13 protein-coding genes and 3 pseudogenes are annotated in these 15,774 nt (G+C 45.1%); 10 read left to right on the forward strand and 6 right to left on the reverse strand.

Translation table 11 applies throughout. The features are described 5' to 3' along the window. Nucleotides 1-236: pseudogene (locus tag L5L77_RS14640) on the forward strand (IS4 family transposase); the annotation flags it as partial. A gap of 50 nt (nt 237-286) precedes the next feature. Here L5L77_RS14640 and L5L77_RS14645 read toward each other — a convergent pair. Further along, the gene (locus tag L5L77_RS14645) at nt 287-703 is read right to left on the reverse strand and encodes an META domain-containing protein (RefSeq protein ID WP_113939802.1); all 417 of its coding nucleotides are present in this window, start codon (nt 701-703) and stop codon (nt 287-289) included. A 71-nt stretch (nt 704-774) separates the two neighbouring features. Between L5L77_RS14645 and L5L77_RS14650 the strand changes: the two genes are divergently transcribed. After that, nucleotides 775-1,005: a hypothetical protein gene (locus L5L77_RS14650; protein WP_028759411.1), complete on the forward strand. Its 231-nt coding sequence runs from the start codon at nt 775-777 to the stop codon at nt 1,003-1,005. Nucleotides 1,006-1,041: 36 nt separating this feature from the next. Here L5L77_RS14650 and L5L77_RS14655 read toward each other — a convergent pair whose 3' ends face one another. Continuing rightward, a complete protein-coding gene (locus tag L5L77_RS14655; protein WP_263223016.1) occupies nt 1,042-2,058 on the reverse strand; it encodes a GGDEF domain-containing protein in 1,017 nt (338 codons plus the stop codon). 168 nt (nt 2,059-2,226) lie between these two features. Here L5L77_RS14655 and L5L77_RS14660 point away from each other — a divergent pair, with 168 nt between their 5' ends. After that, entirely contained in the window at nt 2,227-2,769 is a 543-nt protein-coding gene (locus L5L77_RS14660) for a GNAT family N-acetyltransferase (RefSeq protein ID WP_263185900.1), read from the forward strand. An 80-nt stretch (nt 2,770-2,849) separates the two neighbouring features. Beyond that, nucleotides 2,850-3,200, forward strand: a complete 351-nt coding sequence (locus L5L77_RS14665; RefSeq protein WP_263185901.1) for a hypothetical protein — start codon at nt 2,850-2,852, stop codon at nt 3,198-3,200. Between the two features lie 38 nt (nt 3,201-3,238). Here the strand turns inward: L5L77_RS14665 and L5L77_RS22720 are convergent. After that, nucleotides 3,239-3,652 (reverse strand): annotated as a pseudogene (locus tag L5L77_RS22720) (GNAT family N-acetyltransferase). A gap of 158 nt (nt 3,653-3,810) precedes the next feature. Between L5L77_RS22720 and L5L77_RS14675 the strand changes: the two are divergent. Beyond that, nucleotides 3,811-6,225, forward strand: a complete 2,415-nt coding sequence (locus L5L77_RS14675) for a TonB-dependent receptor domain-containing protein (RefSeq protein ID WP_212599759.1) — start codon at nt 3,811-3,813, stop codon at nt 6,223-6,225. A 106-nt stretch (nt 6,226-6,331) separates the two neighbouring features. Here L5L77_RS14675 and L5L77_RS14680 read toward each other — a convergent pair. From L5L77_RS14680 to metK, 3 genes and pseudogenes are all read right to left on the reverse strand, one after another. Then, nucleotides 6,332-6,660: pseudogene (locus tag L5L77_RS14680) on the reverse strand (IS5/IS1182 family transposase); the annotation flags it as partial. A 77-nt stretch (nt 6,661-6,737) separates the two neighbouring features. Continuing rightward, on the reverse strand, nt 6,738-7,223 hold the full coding sequence (locus L5L77_RS14685) for a hypothetical protein (protein WP_263223018.1): 486 nt from the start codon (nt 7,221-7,223) through the stop codon (nt 6,738-6,740). Nucleotides 7,224-7,363: 140 nt separating this feature from the next. After that, entirely contained in the window at nt 7,364-8,515 is a 1,152-nt protein-coding gene (metK, locus tag L5L77_RS14690; protein ID WP_028761631.1) for a methionine adenosyltransferase, read from the reverse strand. 445 nt (nt 8,516-8,960) lie between these two features. Here metK and tkt point away from each other — a divergent pair, with 445 nt between their 5' ends. The 5 genes from tkt to L5L77_RS14715 all read left to right on the forward strand — a co-directional run bounded on the left by tkt (nt 8,961) and on the right by L5L77_RS14715 (nt 15,632). Next, a complete protein-coding gene (gene tkt, locus L5L77_RS14695; RefSeq protein ID WP_028761630.1) occupies nt 8,961-10,955 on the forward strand; it encodes a transketolase in 1,995 nt (664 codons plus the stop codon). 116 nt (nt 10,956-11,071) lie between these two features. After that, on the forward strand, nt 11,072-12,088 hold the full coding sequence (epd, locus tag L5L77_RS14700) for an erythrose-4-phosphate dehydrogenase (RefSeq protein ID WP_105250098.1): 1,017 nt from the start codon (nt 11,072-11,074) through the stop codon (nt 12,086-12,088). A gap of 135 nt (nt 12,089-12,223) precedes the next feature. After that, nucleotides 12,224-13,399, forward strand: coding sequence for a phosphoglycerate kinase (locus L5L77_RS14705; RefSeq protein WP_263185904.1), 1,176 nt, complete (start codon nt 12,224-12,226; stop codon nt 13,397-13,399). 223 nt (nt 13,400-13,622) lie between these two features. Beyond that, complete coding sequence (fba, locus tag L5L77_RS14710) at nt 13,623-14,690, forward strand: class II fructose-bisphosphate aldolase (RefSeq protein WP_028761627.1); 1,068 nt, start codon at nt 13,623-13,625, stop codon at nt 14,688-14,690. Nucleotides 14,691-14,894: 204 nt separating this feature from the next. Continuing rightward, nucleotides 14,895-15,632, forward strand: coding sequence for a YdiY family protein (locus tag L5L77_RS14715; RefSeq protein WP_028761626.1), 738 nt, complete (start codon nt 14,895-14,897; stop codon nt 15,630-15,632). The last annotated feature ends 142 nt before the right edge of the window (nt 15,633-15,774 follow it).

Below are 15,774 nucleotides of genomic sequence, written 5' to 3' on the forward strand. Positions count from 1 at the left end.
CATCGGTCCACCCCAATCAACTGAGTTTTCGAGATGCGGCGAGTTATATCATCTTCAAGTTGACACAACTGTCATCACAAACACCGGGGAATGTCCCGAGAGACGTATTGGATATAGAACGAAATGCACGGCAATTTAAGCTGGATGGTAAACGGGAAAGGGCATATCCACGAGTTCTTAAAATGAGCAAAAACAAGTTCCCGGTTAGACCAAAGAAAAATGCCGTTCACTCTTAAGTGAACGGCATTAGCCATTGGCGGTTTTTTTATGCTGACAAGTTTTATGGTTACTTCATTTGGCTTAACACTAACACTGGCTTGTCGTCGCTGTTAAGTAAGGTAAGTCGGCCTTGCACTAATTTTGCTTTGGTAACTAATGGCATAGCTTGCATCACTTTGTGCTCTTGCTGCATTAGGGCATCCACACAGGCTTTCATTGTGCTACCGGCAGGAGATAGCTTAAGCTCTTCGCCTTGCTGAGTATATTGACCGAAAAAGTTATTGCAGCTGTTGTTGCCATGTAATTTACCTTCGGCCTCAAAGGTGATTTGCGCTGGGCTGTAATCGATAGTCGGTTGGCCTTGGACCATTTCAATGTGCCAGCGGCCTTCTAATGGAATGGTATCATTTGGGGCTATATCGGCACTTTGGCAGGCGGTGATGCCTAAGAGTAATGCACCTAAGATGAATGTTTGTTTTAACATCGTTGCGGTTCCTTTTTCCATGATTATGGCCATAGTGTGACAAGTTTTTCGTAAGATCTAAAGGGGTTTATATGACAGGCTCATTTAAAAGTACTCTGAATTTGTTGAAGTTTTTACATTGGTTAGGTGTATTGATGCTAGTTTGTGGACTTGGGTTTTATATGTTGACGCAATGGAGTCTAGAGATAAGCGGCATGTTATTGATCTCAAGTCTGATTGGTTTAGGGTTGGTCTTAATGTCGCCCTATCCTGTGGTGCTGTTTATCCAATGGGCGAAGCGCCAAGATGAGCATTCCAAGTAATTTTGTACTGCCTAATTAAGCCTAAATTTCATTAAATCAAAGCTCTGCCGAATCTGCGGCGGGATTATCGTACAAGCTTGAGTCAATGGCGGGTTCTACTGGCGTGTCTGCGGCTTGGGGTACAGGTGGGCGCATTGAATCAAGTTTACCCCGTGCGAGTTCCATCATAGGTGCAAGTTTGGCGCTGGATTCTGGGGTAAAAAAACTGTAACTCACATCGAGTTTTAGCTGATGGTTTTGTTGTTCTAGCTGCTTTTCTACTCGCTTCATAATATGTAGAACATCCCGTTCACCATCCACAAAAGCAAGTACCACAAATTGAGTGCTGTTGTAATGGGCGGCAACGTCAGCGGTTCTTATCGTATCTTGGATTAACTTGCCTAACAGTCTGTGGTGATTATTTTCGAGTGGTATTGGTGTGTTATCCGTGCTCAGTAATTCAAAGAAGATGATACCTGCATGGGCGCCAAAGCGGCGGCCTAAATTGAGCTGTCTTGGCGCCATCATCAAGAAGCCATAATGGTTGAGCATACCGGTTTCTTGATCGCGCATCGAAAGGGATTCAATTCTATGGTTCTGACACAGCAGAGATAATTCCTGTTGCAGTAAAATCTGAAATGGTTCGAGCATAGCGGCATTGACTAGTGGCTCTGTTATATGCGGGTTGAGTACACACAGGGCACCAAATTGGCTACCATCCGGCCAAGCGATAGGACGTGAGAGAATATGCTGAATACCATCAAAATCCCTTGGTAAATCTTCTAACATAAAGCTGCCGAGGTTTTGATATAAACCATCAGGTTGGCTGTTTTGTATCTGTTTGAAGAGTTCGAGTGCTGGTGGATATAAAGTGCCCGCGGTAAATTGTGGTGTTTCAGTGATTGCGCTGACAATGATCTCAAACCCGGCACTGATTTTTTGGAATATAAAAACCGTGTTAGCGTTGTAATAGCTTTTGATGAGCTCACATTGGTGCATCCAGCGAGTGAGATTCACTTGTTGATTGTCGCTATCAAGTAAACTCAAGTTGGGATTAATGGTTTCGGGCAACATACAAACGCCTAACTATGGCTAAATATCCATTAAGTTTGCGAAATAAAAGGATATTTAGCAAATCAAAGCCCTAAATAATACCCTGTTCTAGCTGTGCCTATTAACCCAACCGAGTATACTGGCGGGCTGAAATTGGGCCCAAAGCCGAAATAATGCTGTGAGAATACTGTGAAAATTAGACTAGCCTTACCTCAAGATGTTGATTTCTTAGCGATGCTAGAGAAAAAACATCTTAATGATGAATTAGCTTCCGCCAGTATGGGGTTACAAGGGCAAGCTTTTTCCCACGGTGAACTGAGCGAATTAGTGCTGCACCATTGGATTGTAGTGGCACTGGTTGAGCAGCAGATCGTCGGTTATGTGATTGCAGGCCGTTGGGGATTTTTCGAACATTGGCCCATTTACCGCACTTTGTTGAATCGTTTGGGGCAACTCGATTGGGATGGACCTAAATTAACTAAGGCCAATTCTTGCCAATACGGGCCGATTTGGGTGCAGCAAGCCTACCGTGGGCAAGGGATTTTCGAGGCATTAGTCCGTGAAATTCGTCGCCAAGTTGCTCCGCATTTTAGCTATATGCTGACCTTTATTGCTGAAGATAATGAACGTTCCTTTGCCGCTCACTCTGGTAAAGCGCACATGCAGGTGGTGGATTTTTTCACCGTTTCGGCAAGGGATTATTATTTAATGGCGGCAAAGACCCAAGCTTAGTTGTTCGACGATAGAAATTAAGGATTCAATCTCTACTGTGTAAATAACCTGAGTTCAGGTTAAATAACGGAGATAAATACATGAAAGTACAATTTGTTGAGTCACTATTAACGGCCTATGCCGAAGTCAATTTATCGGCTTGGGACAACTTGAGATTGGTCCTATCTGAGTGCGCTCACCATGAATATGAGGCGAGGGGATTTGAAGTCGAGTTTGTTTCCGATTCAGGGCAAGCGCAGCATTATTGGGTACAAGTGGGGAACATTTGGCTCGATTGTGGCCGAACCAATGCCTATTCTGCGACGATAACGCAACTGAGCGATGCGCAAGTCAGCCGCACGAATACGAAAAAGGCGCTAGAGTGCGCCATTTTATCCCAAGAGCAGATTGGTCTACTGTGCATGCAAAACGCCCATTTCGACCATTGCTAAGTGCGCTTATTCAGCCAGTTTCTCAATCGCTTTTTTGATCAATACTTCTTCATCAGAAAGATGCGCTGAGGGGTAGTGGTGACTGTACCTATGATCTCAAACCCTTGTTTTTCATAAAATACAGGGGCTTGAATCGATAAGGTATTCACTTGAGCGACCAAGCAACCCCGTTGCTTCGTCTCAGCTTCGGCAAGCGCCATGAGTTTGCACCCAAGCCCTGTACCTCTGGTTTGGTCATCAACCCAGACAACATTGATTAAGAAGTTTTTTATAGATAGTCCGTCCACCCACACCACCAATCAACTTGCCAGTTTCATCGCGTGCTATGACAGTCAAAGGCACTGATTTCTCGGGTCCTAAGAGCCCAGCAGCCCAGCATTATATTGCCGAACGCAGTCTATCAGCGCATCCACAATCGCGGTATTTTCTTCACTCATAACTTCAAAGTTCATGTCAAAAACTCTTTCTGGAATGTGATTACTTTATAAACGTAAATGTTATTTCTGTTGTATTCAACTTTTGATTGATCTCACTAATGTTAATCATTATCATTCGCGAAATCATTTATAGGTTACATTTGTAAACTAAGTTTACTAAACAGGAGAGGTTTATGTTATTTCGTCAAACTTGCTTGGCAGTTGCCATTACCGCTGTATTTGCGGGTAATTTTGTCCAAGCCGAAGAGGCTCCCGACAGAAAAATGGAAGTTATGGTTGTTACTGCCTCTGGATATGAACAGAAATTGGTTGATGCACCAGCCAGTATTTCTGTTATCACCCAAGAAGATTTGATGATAAAACCTTATACCACTCTCCTAGATGCAGTGCGTGACTTGGAAGGGGTTGATATTGGTGAAACCCGTGATAAAACAGGGCAAGGTACCATCAGTCTACGCGGTATGGGATCTGACTATACCTTAATCCTTGTCGATGGTAAGCGTCAGAATAACCATGGTGATATTTATCCAAACAGTTTTGGTGGCAATCAATTTGGTCATGTACCACCACTTGATGCTATTGATCGAATTGAAGTTATTCGTGGGCCAGCATCAACGTTATACGGTGCAGATGCTCTAGGTGGTGTGGTGAACATCATCACTAAAAAAGTGGGCGACGAATGGTCTGGCTCTATCACTCACAGCCGAACTCATCAAACCAATGATGCCTATGGTGAAGATATCACTACCGATTTCAGCGTGATGGGTCCCCTCATTAAAGGCGTTCTTGGGTTATCTATTCATGGCAGTATCTATGATCGAATGGGGTCTACACCAGAGTACGCACCAGTAGATTATCCTAATGGAGAAGTACGCACTCGTTCACTCGGTTTTGGTGGTGGCGGTAAAACCGTCGATAACGAAAATCATATGTTAGGTGGTAGTTTAAGTTGGACGTTAAATGAACATCACAAAATTTGGTTTGATTTAGATTCCTCATCTCAAGATTATGATAATACACCACTGATCAATGATAACGGTGAACGCGAGTATCCGCTTGGTACTGTTGATAATATCGATAGTCTCTGGATTGCCAGTAACTTCTGTAAAGGCGGCGTAGGTTCCCGTGAGGCTGCTTGTCTAGCCAGCGGTGGTGAATGGGCAAGACGCTCAAATCCGCGAGCGGGTTACAGCGAGACTCAAAAATTTACCCGTGATGCTTGGGCATTAACCCATGAAGGTGCTTGGGATTTTGGTACAAGCTTTGTGTCACTATCCTATGTAGACACACAAAATAATGGCCGCACACTGCCATTTACCACTGCTGAGCGAGTATTACTACTGCAGATGATTGATGGTAAAGGGGATTACACCGGCATGACTGAAGCCGAACGTAAAGCGATTGCTGAATCCACTTTCCTGCCTAGACCTAAACGCGAAATGGCAAGTAATCAATATACGCTTGATATGAAACTCGATATTCCATTTGAAGCTGCAGGAAATCATGTCGCAGTGACGGGTGCGCAGGTGATTCGTGGTGAGTTGAAAGACGGTGTATTTGGTATGGAAGAAGGTACGCCGGGCGCAGTACAAGAACATAATATGTGGTCTGTTTTTGCTGAAGATACATGGAGCATGACTTCTGATTTATCTGTTACTGCGGGTTTACGTCATGATGATCATGAAATATTTGGCAATCAACTCAGCCCACGTCTATACGGCGTTTACACCATTAATAATGAGTGGACTGTAAAGGGTGGGGTGAGCACAGGTTTTAAAACACCTAAAACCACACAATTGTATGATGGTGTCGTTGGCTTTGGTGGCCAAGGAACCTCACCGCAATTTGGTAACCCAGATCTCGAAGCTGAAACCAGTGTGTCCAGCGAAGTCGCCCTGTATTGGTCTCATCCAGATGGCCATAATTTTAACGTCACTATCTTTAAAAATGACTTTGACGATAAGATTGCTTCACAACCCTGTGGTAAAGGTACGAGCATAGAATGTTCCGATGCGGGTGAATATGCTGATTTAGGTTATGCAGTCAGTAGCAAAACAGTCAACATAGATAAAGTTACTATTCAAGGAGCTGAGCTCGCGGGACGTTGGGAAATTCTAGATGCCTTAACGTTAAATGCTAATTATACCTACACAGATAGCGAGCAGAAAAGCGGTGCAGAGCAAGGCCGTCCACTCGGCAACAGTGCCAAGCATATGGCAAACGCGACATTAAAATGGGAGTTGACCGACTCATTTAACGTATTCTTGACCTCAGAATACCGTGCTAAACGTTATCGCTCTTGGGATATCATTAATGATGCTGCACTTTACTATAAGGGTTATAACGTGTTCCATCTTGGTGGTTCTTATCAGGCGAGTGAGTTTGTCACCTTCAACATGCGAGTAAATAACTTGTTTGATAAAGATTTTACTTCATACGATATTGTCTTCACCGAATGTAGTGACACTAGCACGACTTGTGTCTCTGACGATAATGGCCAAAACGGATACACAGCATCTTACGTTGATGATTTTAATAACAAAGATAAGGCCCGTAACTTCTGGGTTGGTATGAATGTACGTTTCTAAACGAATACCCTGTGCATTAGCCATTATTTGATATTCATGGGCGATAGATAAAACTGAGAGTTACCCGTTTGATAAAGGTATCCACTATCAATTAAACAATAGGGTAACTCTCATTACTCAGTGCACCTGCACTGTGCTGGTGAGTCCGCACTATCGAGCCATCAATAAAGACCCATTCCGTGTCGGCCATTTTCACTAAAGCTTTGAGTAAATAGGCCTGAATGTCTTTTTAGATCATAAATGAAACCCTCTAAAAACCGTACTCCAATGGCCCAACTCTTTGGGTCAATCTTGCTAAGGGGGGCCTGCTAGAAGGCGGTAAAGAATGCCTTCAAATGTTTATCTATGTTCAGGTTTATCATAAACACGGCCTGTGCTGTTCATTAAATGAAATAGCGTTTCCCTGCGTGCATTGGTTAGTATCAATCTTGGCATGCTCTCTAAAAATCATTCTCGAAAGCTCAATAGACCCTAGATGAAGTCAGAAAAATTAAAGGTGCTAGCGTATAAGCCTACAGAATCAGCCATTGTCCGTTTGGATAAGTACCAATATAACCAAAGGGTATTCTTCCACAGAGATACCAAGATAGGCGTTCACTCGTAAAGGCTGAAAGTTTAACGTCAGCTAGGAGCAGTGTTGCGAGCGTATTAGCGTCATCGGATGTCAGCGCGCATATTTCTGCAACGGGAATAATTTTCCAAGTAGAGAGGTAAGCTGACTTAGAAATTTCATCGACTTCGTTGTCAGAAATCCAAGTATGCACATCATTTATTACTGCCTTTGTTTTTAACGAATTAGCCAAGTCATGATCAGTTACACACAGGCTTTCATAGTGGATTTCGTAAGGTGTTTCAAAAAAGGCTTCAGGATCGGATTCAAGAAAAGCGGCGATCTCCTCTAATGTACCGTATGTCTTTGCTGTTTCCTCTGGCTGACCTACGTTGGCTGCCCATGCACAAGATTGAAGTTGCTGTAATAAGATGGCGTTATCGGTCATGGTCTTTGCACTCTAATGGTCTGTGTATATGCTGCTTTTATTTTGCCATATTTGTAATCTAACTAAATGTCAGACATAAAAAAACCGCTGGGTAGCGGTTTTTTATGGGTCTTAAGTGTAAAAATTGAAATGAATTAAGACTATAGACCCGCGTCAGCGCGCAATATTTCGGCTTTATCAGTCGCTTCCCATGGGAATTCACTGCGACCAAAGTGGCCATAAGCGGCGGTCGCTTGATAAATTGGACGTGCTAAATCTAGCATGGCCGTTAAACCGTACGGGCGCAGTTCAAAGTGTTGACGTACTAACTTGATCAGCACTTCTTCAGATACTTTACCGGTACCGAAGGTCTCGATGCTGATAGAGGTCGGCTCTGCCACACCAATAGCGTAAGACACTTGGATTTCACAGCGATCAGCAAGACCTGCTGCAACTATGTTTTTTGCCACATAACGGGCAGCGTATGCTGCGCTACGGTCCACTTTTGATGGATCTTTACCAGAGAATGCGCCACCACCATGACGGGCCATGCCGCCGTAGGTGTCAACGATGATCTTACGACCCGTTAAGCCGCAATCGCCTACTGGACCACCGATAACAAAACGGCCAGTTGGGTTGATAAAGAACTTAGTATCTTTGTTTAACCATTGAGCCGGTAACACTGGCTTGATGATGGTTTCCATCACACCTTCAATTAAGTCGGCTTGTGAAACGTCATCTCTGTGCTGAGTCGATAACACAACTGCATCGATACCGACAATTTTGCCATCATCATAGGCAAAAGTGACTTGGCTTTTCGCATCTGGGCGTAACCAAGGTAGCGTGCCATTTTTACGCACTTCAGACTGACGTTTCACTAATGCGTGAGCATAGGTGATAGGTGCAGGCATCAGAATGTCGGTTTCGTTGTTAGCATAGCCAAACATTAACCCTTGATCGCCAGCACCTTGCTCTGCAGGGTCTGCGCGGTCTACACCTTGATTAATGTCGGGTGATTGCTTACCAATGGCGTTTAATACTGCGCACGAGTCTGCATCAAACCCCATATCTGAATGGGTATAACCAATTTCACGCACCGTTTTACGGGTGATTTCTTCAATATCAACCCAGGCAGAGGTAGTTACTTCACCACCTACTAATACCATGCCGGTTTTGACATAAGTTTCACACGCTACGCGTGCTTTTGGATCTTGAGCCAGAATTGCATCTAGCACAGCATCAGAAATCTGATCTGCAATCTTATCGGGATGACCTTCTGAGACCGACTCAGAAGTAAACAAGTGCTTTGCCATAGTAGGAAAATCTCGTCGTTAGCATTCAAACGTGTAGAAGCATCTACATCTAGACGGCTATTTTAGTTTAAATCCGATTGCCGATCACCCCCGATAATAAAAAATCCTCTCAGATTGTGACCTGAAAACGACTACGCTCAGTCATAAATAGGTTATTTTTCTTATATTTCATAGTATTAAGTTTGCTATGTTTTTGAGAAATTTATTTCTCCATTACAAGTGATCCTTGCTATGCCCTCTCAAGTAAACGCGAGCAAAGTGACTGGCTTGTTTCTGCGACTTGTATACCCAAGCGACCTGAATCCTGCATCTTCAGGTTGTTTGGGTATATATTCGGCCATCTTTTGCTGAGTGAATGGTAATTTTAGTTTGCGTCACACTGGCATGTAGGGGAAAATATGCATCCAAATTGCCCGCTAGACCCCACAAACAAGCAGGAGAGAGCATGTCTTCCCGTAAAGTACTCGCAAACGCAATCCGTGCGTTAAGTATGGATGCAGTTCAAAAAGCAAATTCAGGCCATCCCGGCGCCCCAATGGGTATGGCAGATATTGCTGAAGTGCTGTGGAATGATTTCCTTAAGCACAACCCGAACAATCCGAAATGGGTAGATAGAGATCGTTTTATCCTCTCTAACGGTCACGGTTCAATGCTGATTTACTCTTTACTTCACCTGACTGGTTATGAATTACCAATTGAAGAGCTAAAACAGTTCCGTCAATTGCATTCTAAAACCCCGGGTCACCCAGAATACGGTTACACCCCAGGTGTTGAAACCACAACGGGTCCACTCGGTGCGGGCATCAGCAACGCTGTCGGTATGGCGATTGCTGAGAAAACCTTAGCGGCACAGTTTAACCGTGATGGTCACGATATCGTTGATCACTACACTTACTGCTTCCTCGGCGATGGCTGTTTGATGGAAGGCATTTCCCACGAAGCCTGTTCATTAGCCGGTACTTTAGGTTTAGGTAAACTGGTCGCATTTTGGGATGACAACGGTATTTCTATCGATGGCCATGTTGAAGGCTGGTTCACCGATGATACGCCAAAACGTTTTGAAGCTTACGGCTGGCATGTGATTGCCGGTGTTGACGGTCACGATAGCGCGGCAATCCGTGCTGCTATCGAAGCGGCTAAAGCCGTTACCGATAAACCAACCATGATTTGCTGCAAAACCATTATCGGTTTTGGTTCACCCAACAAATCTGGCAGCCACGATTGTCACGGCGCGCCACTAGGCGATGCAGAAATCGCAGCCGCCCGTGAATTCCTTGGCTGGCCACATGCACCATTTGAAATCCCTGCTGACGTTTATGCCGGTTGGGATGCCAAAGAAGCCGGTGCGGCCCGTGAAGCAGCGTGGAACGAGAAGTTTGCAGCATATCGCGCTGCTCACCCAGAACTGGCTGCTGAATATGAGCGTCGCGTTCTGAAAGGTGAATTACCGGCTGATTTCGAAGAAAAAGCGCAGGCATTCGTACAAGCATCACAGGACAAAGCCGAAGGCATTGCGAGCCGTAAAGCCTCACAAAATGCTATCGGTGCATTTGGCGCTATGTTGCCTGAACTGTTAGGCGGCTCTGCTGACTTAGCGGGTTCTAACTTGACACTGTGGTCAGGTTCTAAAGGTATTCAAGACGATCCAGCTGGTAACTACATTTACTACGGCGTGCGTGAATTCGGCATGAGCGGCATTATGAACGGTGCTTCGCTGCATGGTGGTTTCATCAATTACGGCGCAACTTTCATGATGTTCATGGAATATGCTCGTAACGCAGTTCGTATGTCGGCGCTGATGGGCATTCAAAACATCTTCGTTTATACCCATGACTCTATCGGTCAAGGTGAAGATGGCCCAACGCATCAGCCAGTTGAGCAATTAGCTAACCTGCGTATGACGCCAAATATGGCCGTATGGCGTCCATGTGATGCGGCAGAAACGGCAGTTTCTTGGAAAGCTGCGATTGAGCGCCGTAATGCACCTACGTCACTGATCTTCAGCCGTCAAAACCTGAAAGCGCAAGCGCGTACCGCTGAGCAATTAGCTAATGTGGCTAAAGGTGCTTATGTACTGCAAGACTGTGCGGGTACACCAGAGCTGATCCTGATCGCAACTGGTAGCGAAGTACAATTGGCAATGGATGCAGCCGCTGCACTAACTGAGCAAGGTAAACACGTTCGCGTAGTTTCTATGCCATCGACAACTGAGTTCGATAAGCAAGATGCCGCGTATAAAGAATCTGTATTACCACGTGCAGTGACTAAACGTGTGGCTATTGAAGCGGCGCATACCGATTTCTGGTACAAGTACGTCGGGTTTGAAGGCACAGTTGTGGGCATGACCACATTTGGTGAGTCTGCGCCGGGTAACGTGCTATTGAATCACTTCGGTTTCACCGTTGAAAATGTGCTGAATGCTGCAAAATCATTGGGCTAATCGCTCAAGGGATTAGATTCAATACAAAAGGTTAAACTTTTTAAGTGTTAATCTGTATAATGCGGCCTGCAATCGTTTGCAGGCCGTTTTTGTATTAAGAGGAAATTGAGACCTCAATGATCCGAGTCGCTATCAATGGTTATGGCCGTATCGGCCGCTCTATTCTCCGAGCTTTATATGAGTCTGGAAAACGGCAGCAAATGCAGATTGTCGCGATTAATGAATTAGCTAAACCTGAAGCCATTATTCATCTGACCCAGTACGACACCACCCACGGTCGGTTTGCGCATAAAGTGAAGCTTGTTGATGATCATATGCTGATTGGCGACGATGCGATAAAAATCCTCCACGAGCCCGATCCGGCAAAACTCCCTTGGCACGAGATGGACATAGATATTGTCTATGAAGCCACAGGCGTATTAGTCGATCGTCAAAGCTGCGAAGCCCATATTCACGCCGGCGCTAAACAAGTGCTGATAAGTCATCCATCCTCTGCTGATGTCGATGGCACGATTGTCTATGGTGTAAACCACGATTTACTCCGCGCCGAACACACTGTGGTGTCCAACGCTTCTTGCACCACAAACTGTATCGTGCCAGTGATCGATGTGCTCGATCGCCACTTTGGCGTTAAAAGCGGTGCCATTACCACTATCCATTCGGCGATGAACGATCAGCAAGTGATTGATGCTTACCATGATGATTTGCGTCGTACCCGCGCCGCTGGCCAATCGATTATCCCTGTCGACACTAAACTTGCCCGCGGCATAGAGCGGATCTTGCCGCACATGAAAAATAAGTTTGAAGCGATTTCGGTGCGCGTGCCCACCATCAACGTGACCGCCATCGATTTGTCCGTGACCTTAGAAAAAACCGTCGATATTGCCACAGTCAATCAGGTGCTTGAATCAGCCGCCAATGGGCGATTTAACGGCATCTTAGGCTATACTGATGAGCCCTTAGTCTCATGTGATTTCAACCATGATCCGCGCTCCAGTATTGTCGATGGTACCCAGACCCGCGTGAGCGCCGGTCAGTTGGTGAAGTTACTCCTGTGGTGCGATAACGAGTGGGGTTTTGCCAATCGTATGTTAGATACGAGTTTGGCGATGATCGCGGCCAAGCGAGGCTGATAAAAGTAGATTATTCACTTGTGGGTCACTGAATTTATGCCAATTCGACGGGATGTCGAGCGCCGAGCGGCAGTCAATTCATACCGGCTATAGTGTGAAACAGTTTGTTTTTTGATTATAAAAGGAAGCGTTACCATGGCAATTATCAATATGTCAGATCTGGATCTACAAGGTAAGCGCGTGCTTATCCGCGAAGATCTCAATGTCCCTGTCAGCAATGGCGTCGTCACCAGTGATGCACGTCTGCGCGCCTCTCTACCGACTATCGAGTTGGCCCTTGAAAAAGGTGCGGCTGTGATGGTGATGTCGCATTTAGGTCGTCCGACCGAAGGCGAATACAATGCTGAATATTCTATGCAACCTGTGGTCGATTATTTGGCAAAAGCCCTGTCTTGTCCTGTGCGTTTAGCGACCGACTATTTAGATGGCGTTGACGTTGCCATGGGTGAAGTGGTTGTGTTCGAAAACGTGCGTTTCAACGTGGGTGAAGGTAAGAACAACGAAGCCTTATCGAAAAAAATGGCGGCGCTGTGTGATGTCTATGTGATGGACGCCTTCGGTACTGCACATCGTGCCCAAGCATCGACCCATGGCGTGGGCATGTTTGCCCCAATCGCCTGTGCCGGTCCATTACTGGCGCAAGAATTAGATGCCTTAGGCAAGGCATTAGATAATCCTGCGCGTCCAATGGTGGCGATTGTCGGTGGCTCTAAAGTGTCGACTAAGCTGACCGTGCTAGAAAGTCTTTCAGGCATAGTCGATCAGTTAGTGGTTGGCGGCGGTATTGCCAATACTTTCATTGCGGCGGCGGGCTACAATGTCGGTAAATCGCTGTATGAAGCGGATTTGATCGACGAAGCTAAGCGTTTAGTGGCTAATGCTAAGAGCCGTGGCGCCGATATTCCTGTGCCGACTGATGTGGTCGTTGCGGGCGAGTTTAGCCCAACTGCGACAGCGACGTTAAAATCGGTTAGCGAAGTCGCTGATGGCGAAATGATTTTCGATATTGGTCCAGATAGCGCTGAAGCACTGGCTAAAATCATCGAATCTGCTGGTACTATCGTGTGGAACGGCCCTGTGGGCGTGTTCGAATTCGACCAATTCGGTGAAGGTACTAAGCGTATCGCCCAAGCGATTGCTGATTCAAAAGCGTTCTCTATCGCAGGCGGTGGTGACACTTTGGCTGCGGTTGATAAGTACGGTATTGCCGATAAAGTGTCTTACATTTCGACTGGCGGCGGTGCTTTCCTCGAGTTCCTCGAAGGTAAAGAATTACCGGCTGTTGCTATGTTAGAAAAACGCGGCGCTTAATCATTAAGTTTTAAAAAACGCGGCGCATAAGACGCCGCGATAAGCTCTGATAACATCAAAGCTTTGATAAAAAGTAAAAAATTATAAAAAAACCGCCCGTATTCATCTAAGGTGCTTAATTTAAGTTGTTTATTTAAGGTACAGAGTTGAATGCGGGTATAAAAATCCATCCAAACGATAGCGACCTCGGTGATAGATATCACCCTATTATTGGAGTTAAAAAATGGCGTTAATTTCCCTACGACAACTACTTGATCACGCAGCAGAACATGGATACGGTGTGCCTGCGTTTAACGTTAACAACTTAGAGCAGATGCGTGCCATCATGCAGGCCGCTGAAGCAACAGACAGCCCTGTGATAGTGCAAGCTTCTGCTGGCGCGCGTAAATACGCTCGCCCACAGTTCTTAAAATATTTGATGGCAGCGGCTCTTGAGCAGTACCCAGATATCCCTGTGTGTATTCACCAAGACCACGGTACCGATCCTGATATTTGTCAGCGTTCTATCCAATTAGGCATGTCATCAGTCATGATGGACGGCTCTTTGATGGCTGACGGCAAAACGCCTGCATCGTACGAGTACAACGTTGATGTTACCCGTCGTACAGTGGCATTTGCCCATGCGTGTGGTGTGTCAGTTGAAGGTGAAATTGGCTGTTTAGGCAGCTTAGAAACTGGCCAAGCTGGCGAAGAAGATGGTGTTGGTGCATCAGGTATTTTAAGTCACGATCAAATGCTGACTAGCCCTGAAGAAGCGGCGCGTTTCGTTGCCGATACCCATGTTGATGCACTCGCTATTGCTATCGGTACTAGCCATGGTGCATATAAGTTCAGTCGTAAACCGACAGGCGATGTACTGCGTATCGACCGCATCAAAGAAATTCATGCGCGTATTCCTAACACTCACTTAGTGATGCACGGGTCATCTTCTGTGCCACAAGAGTGGCTAAAGATCATCAACCAATATGGTGGTCAGATCCCAGAAACCTACGGTGTGCCATTAGAAGAAATCGTAGAAGGTATCAAACACGGTGTACGTAAAGTCAACATTGATACCGACTTACGTTTAGCATCAACGGGTGCCGTTCGTAAATTCCTAGCTGAACACCCAAGTGAATTTGATCCACGTAAATTCCTGAAAGCATCAATGGAAGCCATGGCCGATATCTGTACGGTTCGCTATGAAGCTTTCGGCTGTGCAGGTCAAGCATCTAAGATTAAGCCATTGTCTTTACAAGCAATGTATAAAGCGTATCAGTCTGGCGCGTTAGATCCTAAGATCAATATGTAAGCGTTATCGCTGAGATAAAAACCCGCTAAAGCGGGTTTTTTATACTTAAAATAGCTGCAATTTTCATTTTTTAATCGTAAATGTTAATATCGCGCAGATTTTCAGGGGAAAATACTAACCCTTATTAATATGTGCTTATTCAGCATCGCTGGGACGAACAGATATTTATAGGGATTGGATTTAACGGAACAGGAACGGATAAACATGAAGAAAGTACTGACCGCAGCACTATTAATGACTGCACCTTTTATGGCGACAGCTGGGGCCGATTTTGTAAAAGGCGATGAGACATTCGCAGGTGAAGCTGAACTTGGTGCAACCTTAACCACAGGTAACACTGAAACCTCATCATTCAAAGGACGTTTAAATCTTAAGCATGAGCTTGGCGATTGGGAGAATCAGTACTTACTCGAAGGTTTATATAAAGAGGATACAGGTTCTGTTACCGCGAAACGCTATTTAGCGGGCGCACAAGGTAACTACAAGATGACAGATCGTAGCTACTTGTTTGCTAACGGTAATTATGAAGTTGATCCGTTCACAGGTTATGATTACACGCTATCTGGCGCAGCGGGTTATGGTTATAGATTCTATGATACTAGTAAGACCTTTTTAGATGTCGAAGTCGGTCCAGGTTATATCTATCAGCGTCTTGATACAGAGCAAGCACTTATCGAAGGCCATGACACCAATGACAGCGTCGTTGCTCACGGTGTGATCAACTTTGAAACCGAAATCACTGACACCTCTAAATTCCAACAACGTTTCGTTGCAGATTACGGTGATAAGCTCGATGCCCGCTCTGAAACTTCGTTAACGGCGAATATTATCGGCGCATTAGCAATGAAGTTTGCCATTATTGTGCGCTACAACAGCGAGCCGTTGGATAATAAGAAAAGTACAGATACAGAAACCAATATGACCTTGTTATATTCCTTCTAATGCTGTGACACTGATTTAGAAACTAAAAAGCACCTTTGAGGTGCTTTTTTATTGGCTCTTTTTAGACTAAGTTAAATGTTTCTTTATTAGTTATCGCTGTAGTTATACAAAAATTAATGTTTTAAACGCCTTTGGTTATAGG

The organism is Shewanella sp. SM29, assembly GCF_025654245.1.
Classification (GTDB): domain Bacteria; phylum Pseudomonadota; class Gammaproteobacteria; order Enterobacterales; family Shewanellaceae; genus Shewanella; species Shewanella oncorhynchi.